The 22,055-nt window shown below is 69.6% G+C and carries 22 protein-coding genes; 17 read left to right on the top strand and 5 right to left on the bottom strand.

The window, feature by feature from the left end; translation table 11 throughout:
- Window positions 1-125 precede the first annotated feature (125 nt).
- On the top strand, window positions 126-812 hold the full coding sequence (locus PWS46_RS01270) for a hypothetical protein (RefSeq protein WP_434617017.1): 687 nt from the start codon (window positions 126-128) through the stop codon (window positions 810-812).
- A 242-nt stretch (window positions 813-1,054) separates the two neighbouring features.
- Window positions 1,055-1,354: a 50S ribosomal protein L28 gene (gene rpmB, locus PWS46_RS01265; protein WP_434617014.1), complete on the top strand. Its 300-nt coding sequence runs from the start codon at window positions 1,055-1,057 to the stop codon at window positions 1,352-1,354.
- 178 nt (window positions 1,355-1,532) lie between these two features.
- On the opposite strand, the gene PWS46_RS01260 is transcribed toward rpmB, so the two are convergent.
- The gene (locus PWS46_RS01260) at window positions 1,533-2,126 is read right to left on the bottom strand and encodes a regulatory protein RecX (RefSeq protein ID WP_434617011.1); all 594 of its coding nucleotides are present in this window, start codon (window positions 2,124-2,126) and stop codon (window positions 1,533-1,535) included.
- 117 nt (window positions 2,127-2,243) lie between these two features.
- On the opposite strand from PWS46_RS01260, the gene PWS46_RS01255 reads away from it, so the two are divergent.
- The 6 genes from PWS46_RS01255 (at window position 2,244) to PWS46_RS01230 (ending at window position 7,504) form a co-directional block, all read left to right on the top strand.
- The gene (locus tag PWS46_RS01255) at window positions 2,244-3,047 is read left to right on the top strand and encodes an ABC transporter permease (protein WP_085087799.1); all 804 of its coding nucleotides are present in this window, start codon (window positions 2,244-2,246) and stop codon (window positions 3,045-3,047) included.
- 124 nt (window positions 3,048-3,171) lie between these two features.
- Entirely contained in the window at window positions 3,172-4,344 is a 1,173-nt protein-coding gene (locus PWS46_RS01250; protein ID WP_434617008.1) for an aspartate aminotransferase family protein, read from the top strand.
- The gene (gene argF / locus PWS46_RS01245; protein ID WP_434617006.1) at window positions 4,341-5,282 is read left to right on the top strand and encodes an ornithine carbamoyltransferase; all 942 of its coding nucleotides are present in this window, start codon (window positions 4,341-4,343) and stop codon (window positions 5,280-5,282) included. Before PWS46_RS01250 ends, argF begins: the two co-directional genes overlap by 4 nt.
- 246 nt (window positions 5,283-5,528) lie before the next feature.
- Entirely contained in the window at window positions 5,529-6,470 is a 942-nt protein-coding gene (locus tag PWS46_RS01240; protein WP_434617003.1) for an Hsp33 family molecular chaperone, read from the top strand.
- Window positions 6,471-6,584: 114 nt separating this feature from the next.
- The gene (locus PWS46_RS01235; protein ID WP_434617000.1) at window positions 6,585-7,181 is read left to right on the top strand and encodes a hypothetical protein; all 597 of its coding nucleotides are present in this window, start codon (window positions 6,585-6,587) and stop codon (window positions 7,179-7,181) included.
- A gap of 68 nt (window positions 7,182-7,249) precedes the next feature.
- The gene (locus PWS46_RS01230) at window positions 7,250-7,504 is read left to right on the top strand and encodes a hypothetical protein (protein ID WP_434616997.1); all 255 of its coding nucleotides are present in this window, start codon (window positions 7,250-7,252) and stop codon (window positions 7,502-7,504) included.
- 117 nt (window positions 7,505-7,621) lie between these two features.
- Here the strand turns inward: PWS46_RS01230 and PWS46_RS01225 are convergent, their stop codons facing one another.
- Window positions 7,622-9,514 (bottom strand): potassium transporter Kup, encoded by a 1,893-nt coding sequence (locus tag PWS46_RS01225; protein WP_434616994.1) that lies wholly within the window; start codon window positions 9,512-9,514, stop codon window positions 7,622-7,624.
- Between the two features lie 244 nt (window positions 9,515-9,758).
- On the opposite strand from PWS46_RS01225, the gene PWS46_RS01220 reads away from it, so the two are divergent.
- The 6 genes from PWS46_RS01220 to PWS46_RS01195 all read left to right on the top strand — a co-directional run bounded on the left by PWS46_RS01220 (window position 9,759) and on the right by PWS46_RS01195 (window position 16,504).
- Window positions 9,759-10,799, top strand: a complete 1,041-nt coding sequence (locus PWS46_RS01220) for a GGDEF domain-containing response regulator (RefSeq protein WP_434616991.1) — start codon at window positions 9,759-9,761, stop codon at window positions 10,797-10,799.
- Between the two features lie 134 nt (window positions 10,800-10,933).
- Entirely contained in the window at window positions 10,934-11,500 is a 567-nt protein-coding gene (locus tag PWS46_RS01215; protein WP_434616988.1) for a hypothetical protein, read from the top strand.
- Window positions 11,501-11,515: 15 nt separating this feature from the next.
- The gene (locus tag PWS46_RS01210) at window positions 11,516-12,037 is read left to right on the top strand and encodes a hypothetical protein (protein ID WP_434616985.1); all 522 of its coding nucleotides are present in this window, start codon (window positions 11,516-11,518) and stop codon (window positions 12,035-12,037) included.
- A 117-nt stretch (window positions 12,038-12,154) separates the two neighbouring features.
- Window positions 12,155-15,277: an error-prone DNA polymerase gene (locus PWS46_RS01205; RefSeq protein WP_434616982.1), complete on the top strand. Its 3,123-nt coding sequence runs from the start codon at window positions 12,155-12,157 to the stop codon at window positions 15,275-15,277.
- Window positions 15,278-15,407: 130 nt separating this feature from the next.
- Window positions 15,408-15,785: a VOC family protein gene (locus PWS46_RS01200; protein ID WP_434616979.1), complete on the top strand. Its 378-nt coding sequence runs from the start codon at window positions 15,408-15,410 to the stop codon at window positions 15,783-15,785.
- Between the two features lie 23 nt (window positions 15,786-15,808).
- Window positions 15,809-16,504, top strand: a complete 696-nt coding sequence (locus PWS46_RS01195; RefSeq protein WP_434616976.1) for a helix-turn-helix transcriptional regulator — start codon at window positions 15,809-15,811, stop codon at window positions 16,502-16,504.
- Window positions 16,505-16,513: 9 nt separating this feature from the next.
- Here the strand turns inward: PWS46_RS01195 and PWS46_RS01190 are convergent, their stop codons facing one another.
- Window positions 16,514-16,942, bottom strand: a complete 429-nt coding sequence (locus tag PWS46_RS01190; RefSeq protein WP_434616973.1) for a DUF2141 domain-containing protein — start codon at window positions 16,940-16,942, stop codon at window positions 16,514-16,516.
- Window positions 16,943-16,944: 2 nt separating this feature from the next.
- On the opposite strand from PWS46_RS01190, the gene PWS46_RS01185 reads away from it, so the two are divergent.
- Window positions 16,945-17,817, top strand: coding sequence for a LytTR family DNA-binding domain-containing protein (locus PWS46_RS01185; RefSeq protein WP_434616971.1), 873 nt, complete (start codon window positions 16,945-16,947; stop codon window positions 17,815-17,817).
- A 6-nt stretch (window positions 17,818-17,823) separates the two neighbouring features.
- Here the strand turns inward: PWS46_RS01185 and PWS46_RS01180 are convergent, their stop codons facing one another.
- Entirely contained in the window at window positions 17,824-18,843 is a 1,020-nt protein-coding gene (locus PWS46_RS01180) for an NAD(P)H-dependent glycerol-3-phosphate dehydrogenase (RefSeq protein WP_434616968.1), read from the bottom strand.
- Window positions 18,844-19,060: 217 nt separating this feature from the next.
- Window positions 19,061-20,134, bottom strand: a complete 1,074-nt coding sequence (tsaD, locus tag PWS46_RS01175; RefSeq protein ID WP_434616965.1) for a tRNA (adenosine(37)-N6)-threonylcarbamoyltransferase complex transferase subunit TsaD — start codon at window positions 20,132-20,134, stop codon at window positions 19,061-19,063.
- Window positions 20,135-20,293: 159 nt separating this feature from the next.
- On the opposite strand from tsaD, the gene hemC reads away from it, so the two are divergent.
- Together hemC and PWS46_RS01165 are read left to right on the top strand one after the other, a co-directional pair.
- Window positions 20,294-21,232, top strand: a complete 939-nt coding sequence (gene hemC / locus PWS46_RS01170) for a hydroxymethylbilane synthase (protein ID WP_434616962.1) — start codon at window positions 20,294-20,296, stop codon at window positions 21,230-21,232.
- 79 nt (window positions 21,233-21,311) lie between these two features.
- On the top strand, window positions 21,312-22,028 hold the full coding sequence (locus tag PWS46_RS01165; RefSeq protein WP_434616959.1) for a uroporphyrinogen-III synthase: 717 nt from the start codon (window positions 21,312-21,314) through the stop codon (window positions 22,026-22,028).
- The last annotated feature ends 27 nt before the right edge of the window (window positions 22,029-22,055 follow it).

Genomic DNA, 22,055 nt, shown 5'->3' with positions numbered 1-22,055 from the left:
GTGTCGATTCGGCCTTTGTCGATTGCTTCATGTCGCTTGGGCCGGGGTGCCCGCGGTCTCCTGGGGTTACGCCGGAGCGGCCTTTCCGTTTCCGCCAATCCGCCTTTTCTACGGGAGACAACGCCATGACCGCTCAGCCGACCCCCGCCAACGTCCTGAACCTGTTCAAGACCAACGCCCAAACCACCGCGGCCAAGTCCGCCCGCGTCGCCACGCTGGTGCAGGACGGCTATCGCCGCTGGTTCGACGGCGTGACCGCCTCGGTGAACGACGCCAGCCGTCTGGCCGCCGGGCTGGGCAAGGCCCGCACCCCCGCCGATCTGGCGGCGCTGCAGCGCGATTGGCTGTCCACCACCCAGGCCCGCGTGAGCGAGAGCGTGCAGGGCTTCCTGGACGTCTCCAGCAAGATCGCCGCCGAGATCACCACCCTGCCGGCTCCGGCCGCAGATGCCGCTCCGGTTGCCGCCCCCGTGGCCGCGCCGGCCCCGAAGGTCGAGGCGCCGAAGGTCGAGGCAAAGGTCGAAGCCCCGGCCCCCGCTCCGGTCCCGGCCGTCGAGGCTCCGGAAGCCGCTTCGACTCCGGCCCCGGTTCCGGCCCAGGCTGCCGACATCGCCCCGGTCGCCGCCACCGCCGCCGCCGAGCCGGCCGAGGTTCCGGTGAAGGAACTGGTCGAGACGGTGAAGGCGGAGCAGGCCGCTCCGGCCGCCGCCGTCGCCGAGGAGGTGAAGGCTGCGGCCAAGCCGGCGCCGCGCCGCGCCGCCAAGCCGATTGCCGCCAAGCCGGCGTCGAAGACCTCCCCCACCGTGAACTGACAGCGATCACGGCAAGACTGGCGCGGCGCGTCTCTTCGCCTGATCGAAGAGGCCGCCGCGCTTCGACTCTCCAGCTTTCCGCGACGACTCGGCTTTTGACGGTTTCATCGCGGGTCCCGGCTTGATGACGGGCTTGAAGACAGGCTTGACGGCGGCGCTTTTGTTCGACTATATAGCGGCCTCCTTCGGGCGGCAGGCCGTCCGTTACCGGGTTTCATTTGCTAAAATAAAGGATCAGTCCGATGGCACGTCGGTGCTCCGTGACCGGCAAGGGCACGCAGTTTGGCAACAACGTCAGCCACGCCAACAACAAGAATCGCCGCCGCTTCCAGCCGAACCTCCAGGAAACGTCGCTGCTGAGCGACAGCCTGGGGCAGCTGGTGCGTCTGCGCCTCTCGGTGAACGCAATCCGCTCGATCGAGCACAAGGGCGGCCTCGACGCCTTCCTGCTCGATGCGAAGGATGCCGTCCTGAGCCTCGACGCCCGTCGCATCAAGCGCCGGATCGCCAAGGCCCAGGAGAAGCTGCAGGCCGCGGCCTGATAGCTTCCCCGGCATCTGGGGCGCGTTTGGTGTGCTGAGGCGGGGCGCTTGCCGCTCCGCCGACAAGAATTAGGACGCGTACAGGACGATTCCGACTCCCGGTAAGAGAGCGGCGCGCGACATCCGAAAGGGTGCCGCGCGTTTCGTCGTTTCCGGGGGGTGCTTCGGCTTCGCGGCGTTAGCCCCCCAACACCTCGTCCGGGTCCTCCGCATCCACCACCCGCCGGGCGATCTCGTATCCGAATCCGGCCCGCCCCAGCGCCGCCATGTCCTTGTCGCGGTGCGCCGCGCGCTGTTCCGGCCGGCGGTACGGCCCCAGCCGCCGCCGCTTGGCCAGCGCCAGCGCCGCGGTCAGGTCCAGATCGGGCCCGACATCCTCGCGCAGACTGTCCAGCGCCTTGTCGGCCTCGTCGCGGCCGATGCCCTTGCCGGCCAGCTTCTGGGCGATCAGCCGGGTGGAGGCGCCGCGCCGGTGCAGGCTCTCCGTCCGCATGCGGGCATAGGTCTCGTCGTTCAGCAGGCCGCTGCGGACATAGCGGGCCAGCAGCTCGTCGATCCAGCGCGCGCCCTCCTCGCGGTCGGTGCCGTGGGCCTTGGCCGACAGATCGACCTTGCGCATCAGCACCCGGCGCAGGTTGGCCGTCGAACTGGCGAAGCGCTCCAGGTAATGCAGCGCCGCATTCTCCAGATACTGCGGCGTGACCCGCTTCGGCGGCTTTCTGGCCGCAGGACCGGCCATCTTGTTCGAAGGGTGCTTGTCGTCGGTGTTCATGGCAGTCCCTTCGGCGGCGGCGGTTGCCGGATGAACAGGCCGCACGTACAGTCCGTGGCCTTCTCGGCAGTCCGTGGCCTTATACCGGCCGGTTCCCAACAGGCAGATCGTGACGCGATGACCCTTCCCCTTCCTCCCATGCCGCGCAATGTCGGTTCCGTCAACTGGATCGGCCTGTGGACGCTCTACGCACGCGAGGTACGGCGCTTCGTCAAGGTCCACCAGCAGACCGTCTGGGCGCCGGTGGTGACGACCCTGCTCTATTACGCGGTGTTCGCCCTGTCGCTGGGGTCGGCGGTGCGGATGGTGGGGGAAACGCCCTATCTGCAGTTCCTGGCGCCCGGCCTGATCATGATGGCGATGGTGCAGAACGCCTTCGCCAACACCTCCTCCTCCGTCGTCATCGCCAAGGTCCAGGGCAACATCGTCGACATCCTGATGCCGCCGCTGTCGCCGATGGAACTGGTCAGCGGCTTCGTCTTCGGCGGCATCACCCGCGGCGTCGTGGTCGGCTTGGTGACGGGGCTCGCCATCTGGGCGGTGATCCCGATGCACATGCCGCATCCCGGCTTCGTGCTGTTCCACGCGGTGATGGCGTCGATGCTGCTGTCGCTGCTGGGTCTGGTCGGCGGCGTCTGGTCGGAGAAGTTCGACAACATCGCCGCGGTCACCAACTTCGTGGTGACGCCGCTGTCCTTCCTGTCCGGCACCTTCTATTCGGTCGACACCCTGCCGCCGGTCTTCTGGTGGGTCGCCCATTTCGATCCCTTCTTCTACATGATCGACGGCTTCCGCTACGGCTTCATCGGGGTGTCCGACGGGGCGCGCTGGCTGGGCGTCGCGGTGATGCTGGGGGTGAATGCCGGCCTGTGGTGGCTCGCCTGGCGCATGTTCAAGACCGGCTACAAGCTCAAGGCGTAAAGACGTCGCGTTCGCCGCGCTTTTCCGCCCCTATCCGTTGACAGAACCCATCAATCTCCGGATATTTGCCGTTCCCGGCGGTCAGGCATGGCCGCCGGATTTTCCATTTTTGGAGTCCAACGCCGTGATCCCCGTCGTTATGCCCACATACGCCCGCGCCGACATCGTGTTCGAGCGCGGTGAAGGTCCGTATCTCTACGCGACCGACGGGCGACGATTCCTCGACTTCGCCGCCGGCGTCGCGGTGAACGCGCTGGGTCACGCGCATCCCTATCTGGTCGAAAAGCTGACCGAGCAGGCGAAGAAGCTGTGGCACACCTCCAACCTGTTCCGGGTCGCCGGGCAGGAGAGCCTTGGCAAGCGCCTGACCGAGGCGACCTTCGCCGACACCGTGTTCTTCACGAACTCCGGTGCGGAAGCGTGGGAATGCGGCGCCAAGGCCGTCCGCAAGTACCACTATGACAGCGGCAACCCGCAGAAGAACCGCATCATCACCTTCGAGCAGGCCTTCCACGGCCGCACGCTAGGCGCCATTTCGGCCGCCAAGCAGGAGAAGCTGGTGCACGGCTTCGACCCGCTGCTGGACGGCTTCGATCAGGTCCCGTTCGGCGACCTCGACGCCGTGCGCGCCGCCATCACGCCCGCGACCGGCGGCATCTGCGTCGAGCCGATCCAGGGCGAGGGCGGCATCCGCGCCGGCTCGGTGGAGTTCCTGCGCGGCCTGCGCGCGCTGTGCGACGAGCATGGCCTGCTGCTGTTCCTGGACGAGATCCAGTGCGGCATGGGTCGCACCGGCAAGCTGTTCGCCCATGAATGGGCCGGCATCACGCCGGACGTCATGTGCGTCGCCAAGGGCATCGGCGGCGGCTTCCCGCTCGGCGCCTGCCTTGCCACCGAGCGTGCGGCGTCGGGCATGACCGCCGGCACCCACGGCTCGACCTATGGCGGCAACCCGCTGGCGACCGCCGTCGGCAACGCCGTGCTGGACGTCGTTCTGGCGCCGGGCTTCCTGGACACCGTCCAGCAGACGTCCGCCACCATGCGCGCCCGCCTGGAGGAACTGGTCGCCAAGTACCCGTCGCTGTTCCTGGAACTGCGCGGCCAGGGCCTGATGCTGGGCCTGAAGCTGGGCCAGCCGGTCGGCGAGGTGGTGGCGAAGCTGCGCGCCAACGGCCTGCTGTCGGTTCCGGCCGGCGACAATGTGGTGCGGCTGCTGCCGCCCCTGAACATCGGCGAAGCCGAAGTGAACGAAGCCGTCGCGATTCTCGACCGGACGGCGCAGGAGTGCGTGGGATGAGCGGCGACAATAACAGCGTTCGGCACTTTCTCGACATCGACCGGCTGGACGGCGCCACCCTGCGCCGCCTGCTCGACCATGCCGTGCGCATCAAGGCCGACCTGAAGAAGGACCGGTTGGCCCACTCCACCCTGCTGGCCGGCCGCTCGCTGGCGCTGATCTTCGAAAAGCCCTCGACCCGCACCCGCGTGTCGTTCGAGGTCGGCATGCAGCAGTTCGGCGGCAGCGTCGTGGTGCTGAAGCCCGACGACATGCAGCTGGGCCGTGGCGAGACCATCGGCGACACCGCCCGCGTGCTGTCGCGCTTCGTCGACGCGGTGATGGTCCGCACCACCGGCGAGGAGCGGGTGCATGAGCTGGCGGCCCATGCCAGCATCCCGATCATCAACGGCCTGACCGACCAGACCCACCCCTGCCAGATCATGGCCGACCTGATGACCTTCGAGGAGCATCGCGGTCCGATCAACGGCCGGACGGTCGCATGGCTCGGCGACTGCAACAACGTCGCGGTCAGCTGGGCGCACGCCGCCGTCCGCTTCGGCTTCGAGCTGCGTCTGGCCTGCCCGACCGTCTACGGCCCGTCGCCGGAGCTGCTGGCCTGGGCGGAGCGCGAGGGCACCGGCCGCCTGGTCGTCACCGAATCGCCGGAAGAGGCGGTGCGCGGGGTGGAGTGCGTCATCACCGACGCCTGGGCCTCGATGCACAACACCGACGTGGACGAGCGCGCGGCGATCCTCACCCCCTATCAGGTGAACGAGGCGCTGATGGCGCACGCCCACCCGGATGCGCTGTTCATGCACTGCCTGCCGGCCCACCGGAACGAGGAAGTGACCGACGGCGTGATCGACGGCCGCCATTCGGTGGTCTGGGACGAGGCGGAAAACCGCCTGCACGCCCAGAAGGCCATCCTCGGCTGGTGCATGGGCGTGCTGGACTAAGGGGGCGAGTTAGCCCCCCACCTAACCTCCCCCGCTGGGCGGGGGAGGGACTGCCGCCACTCTCCCGCATTAGCACTTGTCCCCTCCCCCGCCCAGCGGGGGAGGGTCGGGGAGGGGGCCAACCTCCCCACGCCCACAGGCCACCCCCATGCATGGGTGCCCTGCCGATCTTGATTCGGCCGCTCGCCGCCCCGATCTTCGGCCCTACGCCTGCATAACCGGTCTCTGTCTTAAGGAATGCGCCCTATGGACGATCCGTCCGTCCGCCCGCTCACCGATGATTTCGTCCTGCCGTTCCAGATCGAGGCGTCGCGCCTGCGCGGCCGCATCGTCAAGCTGGGGCCGGCGATCGACGAGATCCTGACCCGCCACGACTATCCGCCCACCGTCGCCCGCTTCCTGGCGGAGACGGCGACGCTGGCCGTGCTGCTCGCCAGCATGCTGAAGTACGAGGGTATCTTCACGCTGCAGACCAAGGGCGACGGGCCGATCCGCCTGATGGTGGCCGACGTCACCTCGGTCGGCGACGTGCGCGCCTATGCCCAGTTCGATCCGGAAGCCCTGGCCAAGGCCGAGCGGGACGTCGACATCGCCCCGGCCGCGGCGCTGCTCGGCAAGGGCTACATCGCCTTCACTGTGGACCAGGGTCAGGACACCGACCGCTATCAGGGCATCGTCGAGCTGTATGGCAAGACGCTGACCGACTGCGTCCAGCATTACTTCCGCCAGTCGGAGCAGATCGACACCGGCCTGACCGTCTCGGTCGACCGCGCGGTGCTGCCGGACGGCTCCTTCGGTCCCTGGCGCACCGGCGGCATCATGGTCCAGCGCCTGCCGCAGGAACAGGGTCTGACCGCGTCGGACAGCGAGGACGACTGGCGCCGCGCCATGGCGCTGATGGCCAGCGTCTCCGGCGACGAGCTGCTGTCGACCGAGTTGCCGGCCGCCGACCTGCTCTACCGCCTGTTCCACGAGGACGGCGTGCGGGTCTATGACGGCCATGCGCTCCGCTTCGGCTGCCGCTGCTCGCGCGAGCGGGTGGAAAACATGCTGCGCAGCCTGCCGCGCACAGAGGTGCAGGAACTGAAGATCGACGACGGCCGGGTCGAGGTGACCTGCCAGTTCTGCTCGACCGACTACCACTTTACCGACGCTGATCTCGACCGCGTGTATGGCCCCGCGTCCTAACGAGGAATAGGGTCAGACATCAGCGCGTTCATAGGGGCGCGGCGTCCGCGCCGCGCCCTTTTCCTTTGTTCAGAAACCCAGGTTGCCGAACGCAGCCCAAGAACCGGAGCCCCCATGCTGTCGCGCCGCTTTGCCCTTGCCGCCGGAATGGCCACCCTCCTGCTCGCCGCCTGCCAGAGCGCACCGCCGCGGCCGGCGCCGCGGCCGGTCGATTTCTCCAATTTCGGGCCGATCGTGCTGAATGCCGGCACCATCGACGTGGTCGACGCCTATCGGCCGGTGGGCGGCAAGCATGTGGAGAACCGCTCCGCCGTTCCGCCGGCCGAGGCGGTGCGGCGCTGGGCGGCGGAGCGGCTGCAGGCGGCCGGCGGGCCGGGCCGCGTGCGCGTCACCATCCGGGATGCCAGCATCGTCGAGGTGCCGCTGCCGACCAAGAAGGGCATCACCGGCTATTTCACCAACGACCAGGCCCAGCGCTATGACGGCCGGATCGAGGTGGAGATCACCGGCGAGGTGCCGGACACCGGCAACGGCGGCTTCCGCGGCGTGACCCGCTCCACCGTCACCCACTCCACCACCGTGCCGGAGAACATCTCGCTGGCCGACCGCGAAGCCACCTTCCTCGACATCACCCGCCGGATGATGGAGGACCTGAACGCCCGCCTGGACGCCGGCATCCGCAAGGATCTGGCGCCGATGGTCCGGCGCTGACCTCCGCACAGAAGTTGGCCCGGCCCTTGCGATGGGCACTCGACCTTTCGTCAGAACGGAGAGTGCCCATGCCGAAATTCGACCTCTACGTCGTCCGGCCGCCGGAGGGATCGGCCACCGTCACCGCCATCCCCGAAGACAAGCAGCAGTCGTCGCAGGCGGCGCTTCGCAGCCTCAGTCGCTCCGGCTGCGTGGTGAAATCCCTGGGCGACATCGACCTGTCCTTCGTCAAGAAGTCGGAGGCGCAGATCAAGCTGGAACTGGCGGTGCGGCAGATGTTCGCCGCCTCCGCCTACAAACCGCCGGTCTCGATCGTCTGGTAAAGGCCGTCCGGTAGCGGCATGAGGCGTGCGGACTGCGGGCGGGGGCGGCACAATCTGCCCCCGCCCGCCGCCTCACCGGTAAAATCCGGCCGGCAAACTCTGCCCCAAAACTCTGCCCTAGATCTCCAGCTGCATGCCCAGTTCGACCACCCGGTTGGGCGGGATGCAGAAATATTCCGACGCGCTGGACGACAGCTTCGACAGGAAGATGAACAGCGGTTCCTGCCAGCGCGGCAGGCCGGACTTGCCGTGGGTGCGGATCAGCGTCTCGCGGCTGACGAAGTAGGTCGTCTCCATCGACTCGAACGGCAATCCCGGGATGCGCCGCGCCTCCAGCGCCTGCGGGATGTCGGGCTCGTCCTTGAAGCCGAAATGGACGATCAGCCGGAAGAAGCCGGCGGACAGCGCCTTCAGCTCGAAACGCTGGTCGTCCGGCACATGGGGCACGTCCTCGATGTCGACAGTCAGCAGCACGACCCGCTGGTGCAGCACCTTGTAGTGCTTCAGGCTGTGCAGCAGCCCCGGCGGCAGGCCGCGCGGGTTGCCGGTCAGGAAGACGGCGGTGCCCTGCACCCGCTGCACCGACCCGCCCTTCAGCCGCTCCAGCAGCATGTCGAAGGGCAGCGCGTCCTCGGCCAGCCGCTTGCGCACCACCTCGCGCCCGCGCCGCCACGTCGCCATCAACAGGAAGACCATCCCGCCGACCACCAGCGGGAACCAGCCGCCCTCCTCCACCTTGATCAGGTTGGACAGGAAGAAGGCGAGATCGACCGACAGGAACACCACCAGCGCCAGCACCGCCTGCCACAGCTTCCAGCGGCCGAGCGAGCGCGCCACCTTGTAGGCCAGCAGCGTGGTCGCCACCATCGTGCCGGTCACCGCGATGCCGTAGGCGGCGGCGAGATTGCTGGAGGTCTGGAAGCTCAGCACCAGCACGATGACCCCGGCCAGCAGCAGCCAGGTCAGCTGCGGCATGTAGATCTGGCCCTTCTCGTGCTCCGAGGTGTGCATCACCTCCATCCGCGGCAGATAGCGCAGATGCATCGCCTGCAGCGTCACCGAATAGGCGCCGGAGATCACCGCCTGACCGGCGATGATGGTGGCGGCGGTCGCCAGCAGCAGAAGCGGCACCTGCGCCCAGTCCGGCGCCAGATGGAAGAAGGGATTCTCGATCGCCTCCGGTTCGTGCAGCAGCAGGGCGCCCTGGCCGAAATAGCACAGCAGCAGCGACGGCAGCACGATGACGTACCAGGCGCCGCGGATCGGCTTGCGGCCGAAATGGCCCATGTCGGCATAGAGCGCCTCGGCCCCGGTCACCGCCAGCACCACCGCCCCCAGCAGCAGGAAACCGTGCCAGCCATGCTCGAACAGCATCCACACCGCATGGCCGGGCCACAGCGCGCCCAGCACGCCGGGATAGCGGACGATCTGCCCGACGCCCATCGCCGCCAGCGTCGCGAACCACACCAGCATCACCGGCCCGAACAGCCGGCCGACCTTCTCCGTGCCGAACCGCTGCAGGACGAACAGGCCGACCAGGATGGTCAGCGTGATCGGGATGACATAGGCGTCCAGTGCCGGCGCCACGACATGCAGCCCCTCCACCGCGCTCAGCACGGAAATCGCGGGCGTGATCAGGCTGTCGCCGTAGAACAGCGAGGCGCCCATCACGCCGATCGCCATCACCATGCCGGTGCGCCGGTGTCCCGGCCGCATGCCGCGCAGGGCCAGCGCGGTCAGCGCCAGGATGCCGCCCTCGCCCTGGTTGTCGGCGCGCATGATGAAGACGACGTATTTCACCGTCACGGTGATGATGAGCGCCCAGAAGATCAGCGACAGCACGCCCAGGATGACCTCGGGCGTCAGCGGGAAGCCGCCGCCCTCGGTCAGGCATTCGCGCAGCGTGTAGAGCGGGCTGGTGCCGATGTCGCCATAGACGACACCCAGCGCCCCCAGCGCGAGCGCGCGCAGCTTTGCCGCATGCTCCCGCCCGTCCATGCTTGCTTCCATACCTGGTCCGCTCCGATCGTTTCGTATGCACGGCCATGCCTAAGGTGGCTTGGCGTCGCCGCGCAAGCCCCGAATGGCGAAACGCGCCACCGGCCCGACCGATCCGCCAGTAAATGCGCCGGCAAATTCGCCGCACATGGCCCGAAACGACATAGGGCGGGCGCGTCACTCGGCACCGTTGCATCGGCGGCGACGGCGTGGTTCTATCCTTACGTGTACCGTGGACAGTCCCGAGCCGGCAGCCATGTCCAATGATTTCCTGTTCGCCTCGGACGAGTCTCCAGACCCGCGGAATGCCGCCGATCCCGGCGCCCCGCCCTGGCTGGTGCTGGTCGCCGACGACGAGCCGGAGGTGCATGCCGTCACCCGGCTGGCGCTCGCGCGGTTGCGCTTCCGCGACCGTCCCGTCCGCCTGCTCGACTGCACCAGCGCGGCGGAGGCGGAACGCATCCTGCGCGACACCCCGGATATCGCCGTCATCCTGCTCGACGTGGTGATGGAGACCGAGGATGCCGGCCTGCAGCTGGTCCGCCGCATCCGCCAGGATCTGGGCAACCGCGCCGTCCGCATCGTCCTGCGCACCGGCCAGCCGGCCCGCGTGCCGGAGGAGGATCTGGTCCTCGCCTATGAGATCGACGGCTATACCGCGAAGACGGAACTGACCGCCCGCCGCCTGTTCACCAGCGTGGTCACGGCGCTGCGCGCCTATGCCGAACTGGCGGATCTGGAACGCCGCCTCGCCGAGCGCAGCCGCGCGCTGGAGGAGGCGACCGTCCGCCTGAACCGCATGGCCACTCTGGACCCGCTGACCGGCGTGTGGAACCGCCGCCGCTTCCTGGAGCTGGCGGCGGCCGAGCTGGCGCGGGCGCGCCGCTATGGCCGGCATCTCGGCGTCTTCCTGCTCGACCTCGACGGCTTCAAGGCGGTCAACGACGCCCATGGCGACACCGTCGGCGACGCCGTCCTGCGCGCGGTGGTGAAGCGGGTGCGGGCGGCGCTGCGCATCTCCGACCATATCGCCCGCTCCGGCGGGGCGGAGTTCGTCGTGCTGCTGCCGGAAACCGACGGGGCCGGCTCCGCCGTGGTGGCGGAACGGGTGCGCGCCGCCCTGGCCGACAGCCCCATCCTGGTGGAGGAGCGGGCGATCCCCGTCACCGCCAGCATCGGCGTCGCCAGCTGGCTGCCCCTTGAGCCCGGCGTCGAACAGACCCTGCACCGCGCCGAGCATGCGCTGCACGCCGCCAAGCAGGCCGGCCGCAACCGGGTGGAACGGGCGGAGGGATAGGGTCGCCCTCCCCCATCGGCATGTTTCATGTGAAATATCGTTACAGCGCCGCGATTGAACCGCGGGCGGCTAAGGGTTACTCCTTAGGGTCGGAAGCATCCACCCGGATGGCATTCCGGATCGGGGATTCGCACATGTGGCAGGACTATACCAACGCGCTGATCACCGCCTTCGGGTTGTCGGGGCTGGGGTTCGGCATCGGCAAGCTCGTCATCGTGATGGGTGAACGCGCGATCGAACGCCGCCACGGGTCGGAGGGGGTGCGCGACGTCATCGCCCGCCGCGCCAAGATGGAGACGAAGTTCGAAGCCCGCCGCGGCGACCGCATCCGCGAGTTGAAGGAACTGGATGGCGCGGTCGAGGATGTGCTGCGCCGCCGCAAGGTGATGGAACGCCAGATCGAAGATGCGCGCCAGTCCGGCGAACGGCTGGTCCGCCTGATCGGCGAGGAGGTCCAGGGCAGCCCCTGCTACGTCGCCATGGTCGTGAACAAATATGTCGGCACCGGCGCCGCCCAGCAGAGCCAGCACGCGCTCGTCGACCCGACTTGGGCGCAGCCGCAGATGATCGAGGTGTGGGCGCGCTCGATGGCGGAAGCGCGGACGGAGATCGAACGGCGCTATCCGCCCGCCTTCGGCTATGCGGTGACGCGGATGCAGGAATTCCTGTCCGCCGACACGCCCGTCGCCAAAGCCAGCTGAGACGGAGGACGCGCCATGGACAGCATGCCCTACGTCTTCGCCGGTCTGGTCGGCCTCGCCTCGCTGGCGGTGTCGCTGCTGCTGGCTCTGCGCCGCCTGAAGACCTCGGAGGAGCGGATCGCCACCGCCGTGTCGCGCAAGCAGGCGCAGGTGGAGCGGATCAAGAAGATCGCGCGCGTCACGCTGCAGCAGGCCCGCGACCTGCGCGAGGCCCGCCGCCGCAAGGCGATGGCCGAGTTGGGCTGCGAGGATCTCGAACAGCGCCTGAAGGCCGCCGGCGCCGCCGACCGCCGCATCTATGTGCTGGACGACCGCCGCACCCAGAAGGACCAGGGCTGGCTGCTGCGGGTGGTCAACATCGAATATGCCTCCCGCGTCAACGCCGGCCTGACCCCCACCGCATTGGACAGCTGGAAGCGCGGCCGCCGCTTCCTGGTCTGGGCGCTGGACGAGAAGAAGGCCCGCGAAAAGGTCAACGCCCGTTTCCCGGAGAACAAGGGCTTCGCAGTCATGGGCGTTGAGTCCTATCTGGGTTAGAGCGCCGGTTAGAAATTGGCTCTGCCCTGATATCTCCGCCACAGTAATGACATAAGTCTTATTTCCGGACTATCATCCCCGCACGCACCCATCCCATGCGCGCCGGGGAGCCTTGCCATGATCCGTTACGCCGAACTGCAGGTCGCCACCAACTTCAGCTTCCTGGAGGGGGCGTCGCACGCTTACGAGCTGGCGATGACGGCGGCGGCGCTGGGGCTGGCGGCGGTGGGGGTGACGGACCGCAACTCGCTGGCCGGCGTGGTGCAGATGCATGCGGCGGCGAAGAAGGCGGGCATCCGGGCGCTGATCGGCTGCCGCCTGGACCTGACCGACGCCGACAGCCTGCTGGCCTACCCGACCGACCGCGCCGCCTATGCCCGGCTGTCGCGGCTGCTGACGCTGGGCAAGATGCGGGCGCCGAAGGGCGAATGCTTCATCGCCCGCGCCGACGTGCTGGCCCATGCCGAGGGCATGCTGTTCCTGCTGCTCGGCCCTCACCAGCGTGACGAGTCGTTCCTGCGCGAGCTGCGGGCCTGGCGCGGCGGGCTGGCGCGCGGACAGCTTTATCTGGCGGCGAGCCACCGCTATCAGGGCGACGATGCCCGGCGGCTGCGCTGGCTGGCCGGACTGGCGGAGGCGGAGGGGGTGCCGCTGGTCGCCACCAACGACGTGCTCTATCACGGCGCCGGCCGGCGGGCGCTGGCCGACGTGATGACCTGCATCCGCCACCACACCACCATCGACGAGGCCGGCTGGCGGCTGTCCGCCAATGCCGAGCGCCACCTGAAGCCATCCGTCGAGATGGTCCGCCTGTTCCGCGACCACCCCGACGCCGTCGCCCGCACCCTGGAGATCGCCGAGGCCTGCCGCTTCTCGCTGGACGAACTGCGCTACGAATACCCCGACGAGGTGGCGGAGGGCCGCGACCCGCAGGACACGCTGGTCACCCTGACCTGGGAGGGGGCCGCCGGTAAGTATCCAGGCGGTGTCCCCGACAAGGTCCGCGCCGCCGTCGAGCATGAGCTGGCCCTGATCGGGGAGCTGCGCTATGCCCCCTATTTCCTGACCGTCCACGACATCGTCCGATTCGCGCGCGGCCAGGGCATCCTCTGCCAGGGGCGCGGCAGCGCCGCCAACTCCGCCGTCTGCTATTGCCTGGGCATCACCGCGGTCGATCCCGCCCGCTTCGACCTGCTGTTCGAGCGCTTCATCTCCGCCGCCCGCAACGAGCCGCCGGACATCGACGTCGATTTCGAGCATGAGCGGCGCGAGGAGGTGATCCAGTACATCTACAAAAAATACGGCCGCCACCGCGCCGGCCTGACCGCCACCGTCATCCGCTACCGCGCCCGCGGCGCGCTGCGCGAGGTCGGCAAGGCGATGGGGCTGTCGGCCGATCTGGTGGCGCGGCTGACCGGCTCGATCTGGGGTTGGAGCCGCGACGGCGTCGACGAGGAGCGCGCCCGCTCGCTCGGCGTGGACCCCGACGACCCCAGGCTCAAGCGCACGCTGGAACTGGCCCACGAGCTGATGGGCTTCCCCCGCCACCTGTCGCAGCATGTCGGCGGCTTCGTCATCACCCGCGGCCCGCTGTCCGACCTCTGCCCGGTCGCCAACGCGGCGATGGAGGACCGCACCACCATCGAGTGGGACAAGGACGACATCGACGCGCTGGGCATCCTGAAGGTCGACATCCTGGCGCTGGGCATGCTGACCTGCGTGCGCAAGGCCTTCGACCTGATCGAGCAGGTGCACGGGCAACGCTGGACGCTGGACAGCCTGCCCAAGGAGGACCCGGCGGTCTACGACATGCTCTGCCGCGCCGACAGCCTGGGCGTCTTCCAGGTCGAAAGCCGCGCGCAGATGAGCATGCTGCCCCGGCTGCGCCCGCGGAAGTTCTACGATCTGGTGATCGAGGTCGCCATCGTCCGCCCCGGCCCGATCCAGGGCGGCATGGTCCATCCTTACCTGCGCCGCCGCAGCGGGGCGGAGGACATCACCTATCCGATGCCGGCGCTGGAGCCGGTGCTGCGCAAGACGCTGGGCGTGCCGCTGTTCCAGGAGCAGGCGATGAAGATCGCCATGGTCGGCGCCGGCTTCAGCGCCGAGGAGGCCGACCGGCTGCGCCGCGCCATGGCCGCCTTCCGCAAGTCCGGGCAGGTCCACCTGTTCCACGACAAATTCATTGCCGGCATGACCGCCCGGGGCTGCGACCCCGCCTTCGCCGAGCGCTGTTTCCAGCAGATCGAGGGCTTCGGCGAATACGGTTTCCCGGAAAGCCACGCCGCCAGCTTTGCGTTGCTGGTCTATGTCTCCGCCTGGATCAAGCGCCACCACCCCGCCATCTTCGCCGCCGCCCTGCTGAACAGCCAGCCGATGGGCTTCTACGCCCCCGCCCAGATCGTCCGCGACGCCCGCGAGCATGGCGTGACCGTGCTGCCGCCGGATGTGAACCTGTCGGGGTGGGATTGCGCGGTGGAAGGCTCTTCTTCCCTCCGCCTCGGCCTCCGCCTCATCAAGGGCTTCGCCGAGTCGCACGCCAACTCGATCGTCCTCTCCCGCGCCGGCGGCTACCGCGACCCCTACGATTTGTGGCGCCGCGCCCGCCTGCCGGTCGCGGCGCTGGAAAAGCTCGCGAAGGCCGACGCCTTCCGCTCCGTCGGGCTGGACCGCCGGGCGGCGCTGTGGGCGGTGCGGGCGCTGGGCGACCGGCCGCTGCCGCTGTTCGCCCGCCTGGACGGCCCGATGGCGGAAGAGCCCGAGGCACCGCTGCCGGCCATGGCGCTGGGCGAGCATGTGGTGATGGACTACACCAGCCTGTCCTTGTCGCTGAAGGCCCATCCGCTGTCGCTGCTGCGCGACGGCCTGCCCGGCGTCACCCCGGCGGAGCGGCTGGCCTGGACGCGCGACGGCCGGCGACTGACCACCGCCGGCCTCGTCCTGGTCCGTCAGCGGCCCGGCAGCGCCGAGGGCGTCGTCTTCATCACGCTGGAGGACGAGACCGGGGTCGCCAACCTCGTCGTCATGCCCGACGCCTTCGAGACCTTCCGCCGTCCGATCATGACCGCCCGGCTGATGGCCGCCACCGGCCGGGTGCAGAACCAGGAGGGAGTCGTGCATCTGCGGGTGGAATCGCTGATCGACCTGACCCACCGGCTGGCCGAACTGACCGGCGAGGACCGGCCTGCGGCCCCCAATGAGACTCAAGCCCCATTTCCCAAGGGCCGCAATTTTCATTGAAGGGGCCGGCCATTTTAATTCAGCCGGCTGATTGCTCCTGACATCACGCTGTCAGGAGGGGCGTGCTATCAAGAGGGTGTGCCGGCACGAACCACGAACATCCCTCCCCCCACTGTCAGGAGCCACTCCGATGAACATCCCGCACGTCGTCACCTGGTTCGAAATCCCGGTCACCGACCTCGCCCGCGCCGTCGGCTTCTACGAGACCGTCTTCGCCGCCAAGATGGTGCAGGAACCCTGCCCCAGCGGCATGACCATGGCAGTCTTCCCGGCCGAAGGCACCGCCGTCAAGGGCTGCCTGATCCAGCACGAGGCCTGCAAGCCCAGCGCCGACGGCACCACCGTCTACCTGAACGGCGGCGACGACCTGTCCGCCCCGCTGACCCGTGCCGAGCAGGCCGGCGCCACCATCGTCGTGCCGAAGACGCTGATCACCCCTGAGATCGGCTATTTCGCCCAGTTCATCGACAGCGAGGGCAACCGCGTCGGCCTCTATTCGATGCACTGACACGTCTGACCGGAGCCGCCGCCATGCGCCGCGCCGACCGCCTGTTCCAGATCGTCCAGCATCTCCGCAAGGGGCGGCTGGTGACGGCTGCCGAGCTGGCGCGGTGCCTGGAGGTGTCGGAGCGCACGGTCTACCGCGACATGCGCGACCTCGCCTCCTCCGGCGTGCCGGTGGAGGGCGAGGCCGGCGTCGGCTATCTGTTGCGCGACGGCTACGACCTGCCGCCGCTGATGTTCACCCAGGACGAGGTGGAGGCGCTGGTGGTCGGCGCCCGCCTCGCCCGCGCCTGGGTCGGCGGCGGTCTGGCCGATGCAGCCGCCCGTGCGCTCGACAAGGTCGAGGCGGTCGTGCCGGAGGCACGGCGTCGCGAGCTGGCCGACAGCCGCGTCTTCGTCCCCGACTTCTCGTTCCCCGCCCCCTTGCGCGAGCGGATGGACGTGCTGCGCTGCGCCATCAACGCCAGGCGCGTCGTGCTGTTCGATTACCGGCGCGAGGACGGCACCCATTCCGCCCGCGCGGTCCAGCCGCTTGGCCTGTTCTTCTGGGGCCGGGTGTGGACGCTGGGCGCCTGGTGCGAGCTGCGCGAGGAATTCCGCAGTTTCCGCATCGACCGCATGGAAACCCTGCTGGCGCTCGACCGCCGCTTCGACGAGATCCCCGGCCGCGGCCTGGACGACTATCTCGCCCGCTGGCGCCAGGAGGGCTGCCCGCGCGGGTGAGCCCGCAGGTCACTCCACCAGCCGGATCTCCGTCGTCGCCACGCCCGACGCCCCGACCGCCACCGCGTAATCGTCGAAGCCGGGCGGGCCGAAGCTGCCGCGGGCGGAACGGCTGAAGCCGTGCGGTTCGGCGGGGATGCCGAACAGGCCGGTGGCAAGCTCGCCGTTGTTGTCCAGATCCTGGAAGGCGATCAGCCCATAGCGGCCGGCCGGCAGGTCGGGGAAGACCACCTGCAGTTCCGGCCCCAGCGCGGCGACGAAATAGCCGGCGCGCGGCCGCTTGGCCGCCTGCGCCTCGGCGCTGTCGAACAGCGCGACCATCACCTTGCCCTGATTGGGCTTGACGTTGCGGACGGTTGCGCGAAGCTCCCCCGCGGCGGCCGGACCAGCGGCGGCCAGCGCCAGCAGAGCCACTGCCACCGTTCCTGGGGCGACCATCCTTGCAGACCAACGCGCAACCCGACACCGAAACCTCATCCCCGGCCCTCCCCTGGCAGTCGCCGCCCGTTCCCTATGGCCGGCGCGTGCTGCGCCGCCGCCTTCCGTTGCTGGCGGCCTCCATCCTAGCATTGGCCCTGCTGGGACCGTTCGGCACCTTCCGTGACATGGGCTTCGCCGTCCGGCTTGCCTACTGGGGCGGGCAGATCGTCAGCGGCTGGTCGATGTTCGAACTGGTGATTCTGGTCACCCGCCGCCTCCTGCCGAACCTGGAGCGCACATGGCCGCTGATGCTGGCTGCGGCCTATCTGACCGTCAGCATCCTGCAGACCCTGGTGGTCGCCCTGCTGGAAAGCCGGCTGCGCGGCCAGGACTTCCTCACCCCCGCCGGGCTGGCCGAGATGTACGGCTATGTGCTGGTCATCACCACGCTGGTGTCGGCCCTGCCGGTGTGGCTGGAGTTGCGCGACCATGGCGTGGTCGGCCACCAGCCGCCCGCCCCTCCGCAAGTGCCCGTCCCCGGCGGCGAACCGACCGCCGACCGCCCCGCCCCCTTCCTCGACCGCATTCCGGCCAAGCTGGGGCGCGACCTGCTGGCGCTGGAGATGGAGGACCATTACGTCCGCGTTCACACCGCGCTGGGCAGCGACCTGATCCTGATGCGGATGCGCGACGCGGTGGCGGAGCTGGCGGGCCTCGACGGCCGGCAGGTCCACCGCTCCTATTGGGTTGCAGCATCGGCGGTCGCGGCGGTGGAGCGCAAGCCGGACGGCAAGCTGTCACTGCGCCTGACCAACGGCCTGCTGGTCCCGGTCAGCCGCACCCACGCGCCCTCGGTGCGCGCCGCCGGCTGGGTCGAGAAGGCCGTCTCCTAAACGCCCCTAAACGCCTTCCCCCCGGAAGGGCCGGGACAGCAGCCCGTCGATGGTCTCGTCCAGCCCGGCGCCGCGGTTCAGGATGGCATCCACGGCGGCGCAGATCGGCATGTCGACGCCCAGCTTCGCCGCCAGCCCGACCACGGCGGCGGCGGTATAGACGCCCTCCGCCACCGACCGCCGAGCCGCCAGGATCTCGGCCAGCGTCTTCCCCTCGCCCAGCGCCGCGCCCAGCGACATATTGCGCGACTGCAGGCTGGAGCAGGTCAGCGTCAGGTCGCCCAGCCCCGACAGCCCCATCAGCGTCTCCGCCCGGCCGCCGAGCGCCAGCGCCAGCCGGGTGATCTCCGCCAGCCCGCGGGTGATCAACGCGGCGCGCGCGTTGTCGCCCAGCCGCCGCCCCTCGACCACGCCGCAGGCGATGGCCAGAACATTCTTCACCGCCCCGCCGATCTGCGAGCCGACGACGTCGTCCGAGCGGTAGGGCCGGAAGGTGCGGCTCCCCAGCGCCGCGACCAGCGCGGTGCCAAGCGTCTCGTCGGCGCAGGCCAGCGTCACCGCCGTCGGCAGCCCGCGCGCCACCTCCGCCGCGAAGGTCGGGCCGGACAGGATCGCCACCGGGTTGCCGGCCGGCAGCGCGGCGCCGACCGCCTCGCTCATCAGCGCGTGGCTGTCCAGCTCGATTCCCTTGGCGCAGACGACGACCGGCGCCCCCGGCTTCAGCAGCGGCGCCATGCCCGCGGTGACGCTGCGCGCATGCTGGGCCGGCGACACCAGCAGTACCGCGTCGCAATCGCCGAGATCGGCCAGGTCGCCGGTGATCCGCAGCGCGTCGGGCAGCGGCACGCCGGGCAGGTAATCGCGGTTCTCGCGGCGGATGCTCATCGCCTCCACCACCGCCGGCTCGCGCGCCCACAGCAGCGTCTCGCGCCCAGCCCGCAACGCCGCCAGCGCCAGCGCCGTTCCCCAGGCGCCGCCGCCGACGACACCGATGCGGTTGAGGGAGGTGGGGGGCACGGCACTCATGGCAAGTCTCTCACATCAATAAAACGACCACGCTCGTCTCCCCCTCTCCCCCCCGGGGAGAGGGTCGGGGTGAGGGGGATGCACAGGGAGAAGTCGACGGGAGACCCGGCGTTGCGCGATGCTTGACGGTCCTCGCAACGCATCCCCCTCACCCTAACCCTCTCCCCGGGGGGGAGAGGGGATCTCGCGGGCGGGAGAGGGGATGTAAGGATGGGTCTCACGCCTTCACCCCCGCCCCGACCCCCGCGCGCCCGATCACCGGCGCCGCGTTCGGGTCCAGCGGCCAGCGCGGGCGGGGGGCGAAGTTCAGCGGGTCGCTCTCGCCCAGCCGGAAGCGTTCGATCCCGGCCCAGGCGATCATCGCCGCGTTGTCGGTGCACAGGCGCAGCGGCGGCGCGACGAACGGCATGCGCTGCTTCTCCGCCAGGGTCGACAGCCGGCTGCGGATCGCCTTGTTGGCGGCGACGCCGCCGGCCACCACCAGGGCGCCGCCCTGCGGATGGTCCTCCTTGAAGCGGCGGATGGCGCGGGCGCAGCGGTCGGCCAGCACCTCCGCCACCGTCGCCTGAAAGGCGGCGGCAAGATCGTCGCGGTCGGCATCCGACAGCGGCGCGCCCAACTCCTCCACATGCCGCCGCACCGCGGTCTTCAGCCCGGAGAAGGAGAAATCGCAGCCCGGACGCCCCAGCATCGGCCGCGGCAGATCGAACCGCGCCGGGTTGGTGGCGCGCGCCGCCGCCTTCTCCACCAGCGGCCCGCCGGGGTAGCCCAGCCCCAGCAGCTTGGCGGTCTTGTCGAACGCTTCGCCGACCGCGTCGTCGATGGTGGTGCCGAGCCGGCGGTAGCGCCCGACCCCCTCCACCGCCAGCAGTTGGCAATGGCCACCCGACACCAGCAGCAGCAGGTAGGGAAAGGCGACGTCGTCGGTCAGCCGCGCGGTCAGCGCGTGGCCTTCCAGATGATTGACGGCGACGAAGGGCAGCCCGCGCGCCGCGGCGATGGCCTTGGCGGTCATGACGCCGACGATGACGCCGCCGATCAGCCCCGGCCCGCCGGTCGCCGCCACCGCGTCGAGGTCGCCGAAGCCGATCCCGGCCTCCGCCATGGCGCGGCGGATCAGCCCGTCCAGATGTTCCAGATGGGCACGGGCGGCGATTTCCGGGACGACGCCGCCATAGGGCGTGTGGTCGTCCAACTGCGACAGCACGACGTCGGCGCGGATTTCGCGCGCGTCGGTGACGATTGCGGCGGCCGTCTCGTCGCAGCTTGTTTCGATTCCAAGAACGATCATGGCGCCAAATTAGCCGCCTTGCCCGTCCGGGTACAGGATGGAGTTGGGGACCAGCCGGTGCGGGAAAGCCGGGGGCATGAAATTTGATCCGCCTCAATCTTATGTATGAAGAGCCGACGAATCCTTGCAAAGCTGCGCGGATCGCCTAGAACACGCCCTATGACGACCCACCCGCTCCGTATCGGGACGCGCGGCAGCCCGCTGGCGCTGGCGCAGGCCCATGAAACCCGCGACCGCCTGATCGCCGCCCATCCGCATCTCGCCGCGCCCGGCGCCATCGAGATCGTCGTCTTCAAGACCACCGGCGACCGCATCCTCGACCGCACCCTGGCGGAGGCGGGCGGCAAGGGCCTGTTCACCAAGGAGCTGGAGGAGGCGCTGTTCGACGGCCGCGCCGATCTTGCCGTCCATTCGATGAAGGACGTGCCGACCCAGCTTCCCGACGGGCTGGAGATCGCCACCCTGCTGCCGCGCGAGGATCCGCGCGACGCCTTCTTCGCCCGCTCCGGCGGCGGTCTGGCCGATCTGCCGGCCGGCTCCGTGGTCGGCACCGCCGGCCTGCGCCGTCAGGCCCAGGTGCTGGAACTGCGCCCCGACCTGAAAATCTTCCCGTTGCGCGGCAACGTGCAGACCCGACTGTCCAAGCTGGACGCGGGCGAGGTGGACGCCACCCTGCTGGCGCTGGCCGGCCTGCGCCGCCTCGGCCTGACCGACCGCATCACCGCGGTGCTGGAGCCGGAAACCATGCTGCCGGCGGTTGCCCAGGGCGCCATCGGCATCGAGATCCGCAGCGCCGACGACGCCACCCGCGCCCTGCTCGCCCCGCTGAACTGTGCGGAGACCATGGTCCGCGTCACGGCGGAGCGCGCGCTGCTGGCCGCGCTCGACGGTTCCTGCCGCACGCCCATCGCGGCGCTGGCGATGCTGGACGGCGACGACCTGCATCTCCGCGCCAAGGTGCTGTCGACCGACGGACGCATCATCTTCCGGGCGGAACGCCACGGCAAGGCGGCCGAGGCCGAGTCGCTGGGCGCCGACGCCGGGGCCGAGATCCGGGCGCAGCTGCCGCCCGATTTCTTCGCCGCGGCCCCCCACTGACCGTCCCTCCGTCCGGGTTTTCCGCATGACGGGAAAACAGCCTGCGCCCTCTGCCGTCCCTCCCTGTACGCGTCTTCTGGTGACGCGTCCGGCGGAGGATGCCGAGCCGCTGGTCCGCCGGCTGGAGGCGCTCGGCTTCGCCACGGCGGTGGAGCCGATGCTGTCGATGGTCTGGCTCGACGGGCCGGAACCCGACCTGTCCGACGTACAAGCCCTGCTCTTCACCAGCGCGAACGGCGTACGCGCCTACGCCAAACGTACGAGCCGCCGCGACCGTCCGGTGCACGCGGTCGGCGACGCCACCGCGCGGGCGGCGCGGGCGGCCGGCTTCGCGGAGGTCGACAGCGCGTCGGGCGACGTGTACGCGCTGGCCGACCATGTCCGCCGCTTGCGCGATCCGGCCGCCGGTACGCTCCTGCATGTGGCCGGCAGCAAGGTGGCGGGCGACCTCGCCGGCCTGTTGGGAGCGTCCGGGTTCACGCTGCGGCGCAGCGTGATGTACGATGCCGTACCCGCGCTAACCCTGTCGGACGATACCGCGACATTTTTGCGTACGTCCGCGCTCGACGGCGTGTTGTTTTTCTCTCCCCGTACCGCGGCATCCTTTGTTAGGCTGCTGGCCGAGGCGGGGCTGGTCGATTGTTGTCGTACGGTCGATGCGTTCTGCCTCAGCCCCGCGGTCGCGGAGGCTGCCCGTGCGTACGGCGACCAGGGAGTGACGCCGTGGCGAAGCGTACGGGTGGCGGCGCGGCCGGAGCAGGACGCCCTGCTCGATCTGTTGCCGGTCGCCGGTTAACCCCGGCGCGGTCCGGCCGTACGGCTT

Source organism: Azospirillum sp. B2RO_4 (genome assembly GCF_051124815.1).
Lineage (GTDB): Bacteria > Pseudomonadota > Alphaproteobacteria > Azospirillales > Azospirillaceae > Azospirillum.
Note: the sequence above shows the minus strand (reverse complement) of the source record. Positions and strands in the feature narration are given on the sequence as shown.